The sequence below is a fragment of the Rhizobium sp. SEMIA 4085 genome (genome assembly GCF_013004495.1).
In the GTDB taxonomy this organism is placed as follows: Bacteria; Pseudomonadota; Alphaproteobacteria; order Rhizobiales; family Rhizobiaceae; genus Rhizobium; species Rhizobium gallicum.
The window spans coordinates 1-8,600 of record NZ_JABEPH010000265.1 but is presented as its reverse complement, the minus strand read 5'-3'; the positions used below and the strand labels follow the sequence as shown (position 1 = coordinate 8,600).

At 56.4% G+C, this 8,600-nt stretch carries 6 protein-coding genes and 4 pseudogenes; 7 read left to right on the top strand and 3 right to left on the bottom strand.

Annotation, left to right across the window (positions count from 1 at the left end):
* The 3 genes and pseudogenes from C9413_RS22655 to C9413_RS22645 all read left to right on the top strand — a co-directional run.
* Nucleotides 1-548: glycoside hydrolase family 2 protein (locus C9413_RS22655; protein WP_348648793.1), on the top strand; the 548-nt coding region annotated here is incomplete at its 5' end.
* A 25-nt stretch (nucleotides 549-573) separates the two neighbouring features.
* On the top strand, nucleotides 574-1,587 hold the full coding sequence (locus tag C9413_RS22650; RefSeq protein WP_040114282.1) for a 1-aminocyclopropane-1-carboxylate deaminase: 1,014 nt from the start codon (nucleotides 574-576) through the stop codon (nucleotides 1,585-1,587).
* Between the two features lie 353 nt (nucleotides 1,588-1,940).
* Nucleotides 1,941-2,973, top strand: a pseudogene (locus C9413_RS22645) (aspartate-semialdehyde dehydrogenase).
* A 434-nt stretch (nucleotides 2,974-3,407) separates the two neighbouring features.
* Here the strand turns inward: C9413_RS22645 and C9413_RS22640 are convergent.
* Nucleotides 3,408-3,741, bottom strand: a pseudogene (locus C9413_RS22640) (IS110 family transposase); the annotation flags it as partial.
* 202 nt (nucleotides 3,742-3,943) lie between these two features.
* On the opposite strand from C9413_RS22640, the pseudogene C9413_RS22635 reads away from it, so the two are divergent.
* Nucleotides 3,944-4,926: pseudogene (locus tag C9413_RS22635) on the top strand (IS110 family transposase).
* A 272-nt stretch (nucleotides 4,927-5,198) separates the two neighbouring features.
* Here the strand turns inward: C9413_RS22635 and C9413_RS33730 are convergent.
* A pseudogene (locus tag C9413_RS33730) lies at nucleotides 5,199-5,423 on the bottom strand (transposase); the annotation flags it as partial.
* 433 nt (nucleotides 5,424-5,856) lie between these two features.
* On the opposite strand from C9413_RS33730, the gene C9413_RS22630 reads away from it, so the two are divergent.
* Together C9413_RS22630 and C9413_RS33725 are read left to right on the top strand one after the other, a co-directional pair.
* Entirely contained in the window at nucleotides 5,857-6,843 is a 987-nt protein-coding gene (locus C9413_RS22630; protein ID WP_040114284.1) for a LuxR family transcriptional regulator, read from the top strand.
* A 362-nt stretch (nucleotides 6,844-7,205) separates the two neighbouring features.
* Nucleotides 7,206-7,391, top strand: a complete 186-nt coding sequence (locus tag C9413_RS33725) for a hypothetical protein (RefSeq protein WP_246703830.1) — start codon at nucleotides 7,206-7,208, stop codon at nucleotides 7,389-7,391.
* Between the two features lie 248 nt (nucleotides 7,392-7,639).
* Here C9413_RS33725 and C9413_RS34265 read toward each other — a convergent pair whose 3' ends face one another.
* Nucleotides 7,640-7,768 carry a hypothetical protein gene (locus tag C9413_RS34265; protein ID WP_281408665.1) on the bottom strand — a complete coding sequence of 43 codons (129 nt, stop codon included), beginning with the start codon at nucleotides 7,766-7,768 and terminating at the stop codon, nucleotides 7,640-7,642.
* A 74-nt stretch (nucleotides 7,769-7,842) separates the two neighbouring features.
* Here C9413_RS34265 and C9413_RS33720 point away from each other — a divergent pair, with 74 nt between their 5' ends.
* Nucleotides 7,843-8,136, top strand: coding sequence for an IS110 family transposase (locus C9413_RS33720; RefSeq protein ID WP_246703829.1), 294 nt, complete (start codon nucleotides 7,843-7,845; stop codon nucleotides 8,134-8,136).
* Nucleotides 8,137-8,600: the final 464 nt, after the last annotated feature.

Here is an 8,600-nt window from a genome sequence, read left to right as displayed (position 1 = left end):
GCCTCGATGTCCATGTGATCAACGAGAGCAATGTGACGCTCGACCTCGATCTCGAGGTCCACTGCCTGCGCGATGGCTGGCAAAAAGTGGTGAGCGGCAAGCTTGGCCTCCCGATCGAAGCCCGCGCCAAGCGCAAGATCGCCTGCACCGATCTCTTCGGCGCCTTCTTCGACACCACCTATGCCTTCCGCTTCGGCCCGCCGTCGCATGACGTCACGGTGGCGCGTCTCACAGCGCCCGAGACCGAGGCGCTGATCGCCGAAGCTTTCTATTTCCCCTTGGGCAGGACGAAAGCCTTTCATGAGGCCGAAATCACGGCTTCCGTCGCGCAGCAGGACGATCACTGGTTCCTTGAACTACACAGCGACCGGCTGGCACAATCGGTACAGGTCGATCTTGAAGCCTATCGGGCGGAGGACGATTGGTTCCACTTGCCGTCGGGTGCGATGCGGCGGCTGAGGCTTCATCCGAGAGCTGGAACGTCGGCGGAAACTGTTCCCACCGGTCAGATCAGAGCCCTGGGTAGCCGGCGAGTAGTCGAAGTCTGATCAAGGTACGTCACTGGAGAGAACATTGCTGAAAAAGTTCGAACGATACCCGCTCACCTTTGGACCTACGCCCATTGAGAAGCTCGACCGCCTCGGCAAGCATCTAGGGGGAAAGATGGAAATTTACGCCAAACGCGAGGACTGCAACTCCGGTCTCGCGTTCGGCGGAAATAAGCTTCGCAAGCTCGAATACATCATCCCTGCTGCGATCGCGTCGAAAGCCGATACGCTTGTCTCCATCGGCGGCGTGCAGTCCAACCACACGCGAATGGTCGCGGCGGTCGCCGCCAAGATCGGCATGAAATGCGTGCTTGTCCAAGAGAGCTGGGTACCACATGAAGATGCCGTTTACGACCGAGTCGGTAACATTCTCTTGAGCCGTATCATGGGAGCAGAGGTGTGGCTGGTCGATGAGGGCTTTGACATCGGCATCCGCGGCAGTTGGGAAGCGGCACTCGACGAGGTCAAGTCAAGAGGAGGTAGACCCTATGCAATACCAGCCGGGGCATCCGTTCACACATTGGGTGGTCTCGGCTACGTCGGCTTCGCGGAGGAAGTCCGTGCACAGGAGAAGCAGCTTGGATTTGCCTTCGACTATATCGTGGTTTGCACGGTGACGGGTTCGACGCAAGCCGGCATGGTGGTCGGGTTCGCCAGAGACGGGCGACAGCGCAACGTGATCGGGATCGATGCCTCCGCAACCCCCACCAAAGCCAAGGCGCAAGTGCTAAAAATTGCCCGGCATACTGCAACGCTCGTTGAGCTCGGCGAGGAAATCGACGACGACGACGTGCTTTTGCTCGAGGGATATGCGTATCCTAGTTACGGCATTCCGTCCGAGGAAACGAAGGAGGCCATCCGCTTGTGCGCGCGGCTGGAGGGCATGATCATCGATCCCGTCTACGAGGGCAAATCAATGCAAGGGATGATCGACCTCGTGCAGAAGGGCTTTTTTCCAGAGGGATCGAAGGTCCTCTATGCGCATCTGGGTGGCGCGCCGGCGATCAACGGTTACAGCTATACCTTTCGCAACGGCTGAAGCCAGGCGATGTTGCGGCGAACGCACGCGCTATGCGGTCGTGCTGCTCCACGAAGGTGCCCTTGCGAGTCTCGGAAATCTCCAGTTTGAGCCAACGTCGGGCCTGAGCGACAGGGCACCTCCAACAAAAAATACGGTATGCTGAATGTTTTTTCATGTGATGCATAGCAGGTGCATTCAATACTGCCCCTACCGAACCTAGTAGTTTTTGATGATTCCATCATCACATAGAGTGTGGGCGGTGATCGTCCACCATACCCCAGTCAGGAGCCCGACACAGCCTCTATAGGAGCAGTGAACATAGCCACGCGGGTAGCGAGCTGCCCGGAACTGCCCTCTGGAGGTCGAGTATCATGAGAACCTTAGATATTTCTATCATCGGAGCCACGGGGGCTGTCGCAGCTGAACTGATCAAGTTGCTGGAGTCGAGCCAGCTTCCGGTCTCTCGTTTGCGGTTGCTAGCGTCCCGCACCTCGGCCCGGTCGCCAATCAAGGTTTCGAGATGAAATCTGCATCGTGGAGCCACTCGACGAGATCGACGATACCCAAGCCGATATTGCATTCTTTTCCGCAGGGGGCGCCGTAAGCGCCAAATATGGACCTCTGTTCGCAGCCCAGGGCGCCCTCGTGATCGACAACTCGAACGCCTTTCGAATGAACCCGGACGTACCACTCCTCGTACCACAAGTTAATCCTGATGCGCTCGCGGTTCGCCCGCGTTCGGGGATAGTGGCAAATCCAAACTGTTCAACGATTCAGCTGGTCCGCGCTCTCAGACCATTGGTAACTGGATTTGATGTCCATCAGATCATTTTGACCACCTTTCAGGCCGCCTCGGGGGGCGGCCTGAAAGGGATCGACGAGCTATTGGAAGGGGCCAGAGCCGCACTGGTTGGACAAGCGCCGCCAACCGCGGAGCATTTCCCTTTTCCCCTTGCGTTCAATGTAATACCGCAAGTTGGTGAGATCGCCTCGGAGGGGGTGACTTTAGAAGAGCGCAAGCTCGTTCAAGAGTCTCGAAAAATCTTTGGTCTGCCTCATCTGCGATTAACCTCCACCTGTGTTCGGGTTCCCGTAGTAAATGGCCATTCGGAGGCGGTTTATCTCGAGCTACAAGAGCCCGTTCCCCTGGAGCGGGTTCATGAGTTGCTGACGATAGAGCCTGATGTTCGGCTCTATGCAGACGGAACCCACGAAGGATATCCGACGCCGCGCCTTCTCAAAGACCCTACGGTTGTTCACGTCGGGCGCGTGAGGGTAAACCCCGAGAATCCGTGCGGGCTCTGGCTCTGGATCGTCGCAGATAATCTTCAGGTTGGCGCGGCGCTTAACGCACTTCTCATCGCAAAGCCTGCAATTTCCAACAACGTGATTGGTGGACAATGAACGCAACGGTTCTGAAATTCGGAGGCTCTAGTTTTCGGCATCCTGAAGACTTCGGTCGAGTCGCTCGATTTAGCGGAGCGACTCACGGCCGGTGAACATAAGCTGGCGATTTCCCTGGGCGCGTGAGATCCATGAACGGATGTACCCGGAACGGACGGCGAACCAGTTGCGCCGAGAGCGGCTAAGCAGTGTTCCGCTCATAGTTCGTTGCTCATCGGTACAAATGATGCGTCGGAAAATACGCAATGAGTCCAACGGCTCGCGCAGAATCTGATGAGACTGCCACTTCGTTCTGAAACATTTGCGCCCTAAGGTGAAAAGAGGTGGGTCGGTTTGTCTGAACAGTTCCGGGCGTTTTGCTAAGTGGATTTTGGCCTCGATTATGCTGCGACCTGCATTGGCGGCAGCGCGTTGGCGTCTGCCGGTCAAGGGATCTGATCGGCGGTTTTCACTGGCACAAAGCGCATGGTCGGGCGGCTCATCGCCTCACACCGCAGCATCGTTCTCACCGCGGTTGACATACGGCTTTGCCAGTTGCGGCGCGATCAATTTCACTTCATGCCCGAAGACGCTCAACAACCTCGCCCAATGATGAGGGGCACCGCAGGCTTCGAGTGCAATGGTAGTAGGCGGCGCGTTCTCGAAAAATTTCACCATCTTCCTACGCGAAAGCTTCTTGCGAAGGACTGGTTGCTCGGCTGCGTTCACCCCATGCAATTGGAAAGCGTTCTTTGACGTGTCTATACCAATTCGGATAATCTGTTCCACGGATGGTCTCCCTCGATTGAGCTTTCAACGAACTCATTCTGGCACATTGCGATTCCGTTGGGAGCCGTCCACATGGGGTAATCGCGGGAGCGAGCCGCCCTGATGCAGTCCCGACAGTGGAAGCTGGGGGCTGTTCCCCGATCAGATGAAAGTGCGGGCTCAAGACTCGCAGTCAGGCCCAGGCATCTAACGGAGAACAACCATGGAAGAGTATATCGGGCTTGATGTGTCGTTGAAAGAGACAACCATTTCCATTCGTCGCGGTGGCAAAAGGATCTGGCGAGGTAAATGCAAATCCGACCCGGATGGCATCATAACCTGCTCCTTAAGCATGCGCCCGACGCCAGACGGGTCGTCTTTGAGACCGGTCCCCTTTCGATATGGTTTTATCATGCGCAGACCGATGCAGGGGGTCCGGTGATTTGCATCGACGCGCGGCATGCCAAGGCGGCGCTCGACAGGGCTGCGAACAAAACAGATGCGAACGACGCCGATGGCCTTGCGCATCTTGCTGAGGTCGGCTTCTACCGCGAAGTCGGGGTCAAAGGGTACGATAGCATGTTGACCCGGACGCTTGTGGCGGCACGAACGCGGTTGGTGACGATCTGCACCGAGCTGTCAAATCAGATCCGAGGCTTGATGAAGACGGTTGGCTTGTCATTCCGAGTGGCAATGGTATCACCTTCGGAAACAACGTCCGTATGCTCCTAGACGGCCACCAGTCTCTTTCGCAGATCATTCTCCCGCTCTTGAAGGCCTGGTATAGTATGCGCGAGCCGCCGGCCGAACTCGGTAGGCAGTTGATAGGGATCGCCCGGACGAGCCAGGGCTACTCATGTCGGTTCCCGGTGTTGGTGTTGTCACTGCAACTTCGTTCGTGACCGCCATTGAAGATCCTGAGAACTTCAAGAAATCACGGTCCGTGGGAGCCTGGCTGGAACTAACGCCACGCCGCTATCAATCAGGCGAGGTCGACTATGACGGTCATATCTCGCGCCGTGGCGACGCCCATTTTCGCGGTCTCCTGTTCGACGCCGCAACTGTTATCCTCACGCGAAGCAGTGCTGATAGCGGCCTGCGCTCTTGGGGGGTGAAGCTGAGGGAAAGACGGCCGCAGTCGCCGTTGCGCGCAGACTGTCTGTAATTATGCACGCGATGCTCAAGACTGGTCAGCTCAACGGCTAGCTGTTCTGAACGCTTCCTAGTTTGATCCGAATACCTTCCGCCAGTGTCCTGATGGACCGGTGTCAGAACGTCCCTGCCGGGACATAGGCACGGTGATTCCGCCTGTTGGGGTGCAAGCGCATAAATGGCGAATTGCGTCGTCCACATTGGAGCACTCGACCTGCGAAGCCCCATCATGCGGCGACCGTGTGTCGACCACGAAGACGACTGCAGCGCGGCAATCACGGTGAGACGCGTATTGCCTCATTGGGGAATGCTCCCGACCGATCCGATTATTGCCTCACGAGACTGCTCCTTTCGCCACCGGCGTAGTCAGCGGAATGCTGAGCGATTTCGGAATTCATTCCAAAGATCATTGCATGTGCCTTGTTTCGACGCCACTCCTTGACGAGCCTTTGCACTGTTCGCAGGAGGCCGTCGGGGTATTCGTTGGGATGAAGTGCTTGAAGCCGTTCCAGCAGCTCGCGGCCTGTCCGCCAAGGCTCCTTCTCGAACCAATGTTCACCGAATGAATCAAATCCAAGGGTCCCCGTCCATCCCTTTCGCGCCAAATCGTCGACAGCCTCATAGATCGGGCGCCTGGAACGGCAACCCGCGCTCCAAACCTCCCTGAGATTATCTTCTTTCACACAAGGGTCTCGCCCGGTTCTAGGCCTCTGCGACGGCTAGGGCTTGTCCGCTGTGTAGTGGCATAGCCCAACGAGGTGGGAATCCCCGCAACCGACATTATTGTCGGGTTAGTCGAGCCACGACATAAACGGCACTTTGGCTGATTTGCTGTTGATCCAGATTTTAAGTAACTGACAAACAATAAGAAGATCCCGTTGAGGTTCCTTTTTGCAAAGTTGGCACGCCTTTTGAGTCATTGTTCACGTGGCAGGAGTTGACGGCGACGTGCATCACCGAACGGGACGAAGGAAGGAAATCAAAATGTCTGCTCTGCGTCGAGCCGGATTGAGAGCCCTAGCGATACCGGCGGCCGCAGGTGCGCAGAGCCGCAGAATTTCATGGCCAGCGGCTCGGTGCACCGGTGATAACATGCGGTGCAATTGGTTGTCCAAAAGAGACTATCAAACGCTTGCGGATGACTGCGGCGTCCCTGAAGTGTGCAGACCGGCGATCGGAGTTTCCGATGAGGTTTCTTTGCCACCGTCGACACATTTCCGATGTGCAGACAAAGGACGGGTTGCGGTCGAGTTCGGCCGATTTATCGACGAGACAGACGGTGTCGCTCAAGCCAAGCAGTTGTTCGACCTTTTGTCGGCTTTTGCGCTGAATTTTGGCTGCACACGGATAGCTTATGGTCGTCTTACAACTGACCGCAAGGTTTTGAAGCCGGTCCGGTGCGACTCGGAGGAGATCCTGAATTATCCTGATGAATGGCAGGAGCGATGCCTCGAAATGGGTTATGACAGGATAGCCCCCGTCATCAAGGAGAGTCGAATGAGGGCAGGTCCCATTCGATGGAGCGAGGTGTACAGTGACGCAAGCACGACTGAATACGACCGGCGCATCTTTGACGAGGCCGCAACGTATGGCTTAAGGTCGGGTGTTACTGTTCCATTGCAGGCCCCGGATGGCAGCTTCGCCATCATCAGCTTTGCTCAGCATTGCGGCCGTGAATTTCAAAATAAAACCATCAACTACTTACAACTTGCCGCGATACATTTCCATCTAAGAGTTGTGAAGGTCGCTAATTCGAATGTCATCAAAACAGTTCCTCACCTCTCTAAAAGAGAGAAAGAGTGTATTTTGTGGGTGGCAAGAGGAAAATCGTCGTGGGACATCGGAACTATCATGAGTATTTCTGCAAATACTGTTAATTTTCATATAAAAAACGTGATGCGGAAGTTGGATGCGGCCAGCAGAACCGTCGCTGCTATGAAAGCAATAAGCCTCGGCATTATCGAATTGTAAGACTCAAGGTTCAGATCCGAAAACATCGACGGGGAGCTGCGGCGCATTCTAACGCAGATTGACATGCTTTCATTCGTACGTAGAACAGCCTAGACTCTTGGAGCAGAATGATGAAATGTGCGGTCCAGCGCTCGCGTTATATATTTACCCTTGGACCATCGCCACAATGAGCGATGATCCGCAAATCAGTCTGCGCGGTGTGGCTCGCTGATATTCCCTCCGACCCATGTCAAACCACGGCCATCAGTCGCGAGCTACACCACATAGCGTAATCGCTCAGGGCCTAGCCTTCCGGGCAGCGGCTCTCCACACTGTCCCTTGTTAACCGCGGCCAGTGTGTCGAAGCTATGAGGAGAACCGCCATGAAGTATTATGCCGGGCTGGATGTCAGCCAGCAAACGACCTCGATCTGCATTGTTGATGACGAGGGCAGCATGATTGCCGAACGGAAGGTGGCATCCTGGCCGGACGCGAGTGGGGAGGCGCTGAAGCCGTTTGCCGTAACCCGTGCAGGACTTGAGACCGGTCCGTTGTCGGTCTGGCTTTGAAATGGGTTGAGAGAGCGTGGCGTTCCCATCATCTGCATGGGCGCTCGCCACGCTAATGCAGCTTTGAAGATGATGCCTGCCAAGACGGACCGCAACGATGCCATCGGCCTGGCGCAGATCATTCGTACGGCTGGTGCAAGAGCGTTCATGTAAAATCGACAGCGAGCCACGAGGCGCGGGCGCTCCTTGCCACCCGCAGCCAATTCGTACAAATCCGTTGCGACCTTGAGAACCAGACCAGAGGTGTTCTACGCACCTTTGGCATCCTGTTCGGCAAATGCGTCGGCGGGTTTGCCAAGCGTGCCGAGGAGATCGTCGACGGCGATTGCATGCGTCTCCAACAATCCGAGCTGTGGTGGAAAGCGCTGATAGGGCACGCGCCGAGCAGATCCGTCTTCTCGATGGGAAAGTTCGCTCGATAGCGCGGCAAAACACTGTGGTGTGACGCCTGATGTCAGTGCCTGGTGTGGGGGTGATAACCGCACTCGGCTTCGCTGCAACCATTGATGATCCGGCACGATTTAAACGATCGTCCAGTGCCGGAGCATACCTTGGCCTGACATCCCGCATCTATGCCTCCGGCGAGACAATGAAATCCGGCCGCGTCTCGAAGCGGGGTGACGACTTTCTTCGACGCAGCCTATATGAGGCGGCCAACGCGCTACTGACAACGTATTCCGCGGTTCTCTGCCTTGAAGAGTTGGGGGCTGCGCATTGCGCGGCGCGGCGGCTATCGCAAAGCTAAAGTTGCCGTGGCTCGAAAACTCGCCGTGATCCTTCATGCCATGTGGATATCCGGCGAGCCGTTCCGCTGGTCGTCGCAAGATTCAAACGAGCTTGCATGATCGCAACGAAGTCTATGCCTTGCTGAGATCAGCGAAATCGTCCGGTCAGGACGGTGGCGCAGTCAAGACCGATCCCAGGAATGCGAGTGCTGGTTCCGTTCAGATAACCGCGAACACCACATTGGTCGACTGAGCCTATCCAACGCCATGATGAGGCGGTCGAAATACCGACCTCGAAGAGAACCATCAGCCTGACCCGCGATAACAACTGAGCCCAGCTTGACCACCGCGATTAGAGAACCTCCGCGGACACAATCGGCGGACGCTAGCGAGGCGATCGCCGATTACCTTCGGAAGGCACGTCCGCGAAACACCCTGTCTCTTATTCACCTCTCCGACGCCACGAGCCCCCAGCACCGCCCGC

Excerpts from the sequence above, each read along its gene's own strand:
- C9413_RS22630 (WP_040114284.1), top strand. The coding sequence starts at position 5,857 with ATGTCTGCTCTGCGTCGAGCCGGATTGAGAGCCCTAGCGATACCGGCG.
- C9413_RS33725 (WP_246703830.1), top strand. The coding sequence starts at position 7,206 with ATGAAGTATTATGCCGGGCTGGATGTCAGCCAGCAAACGACCTCGATC.
- C9413_RS33720 (WP_246703829.1), top strand. The coding sequence starts at position 7,843 with ATGTCAGTGCCTGGTGTGGGGGTGATAACCGCACTCGGCTTCGCTGCA.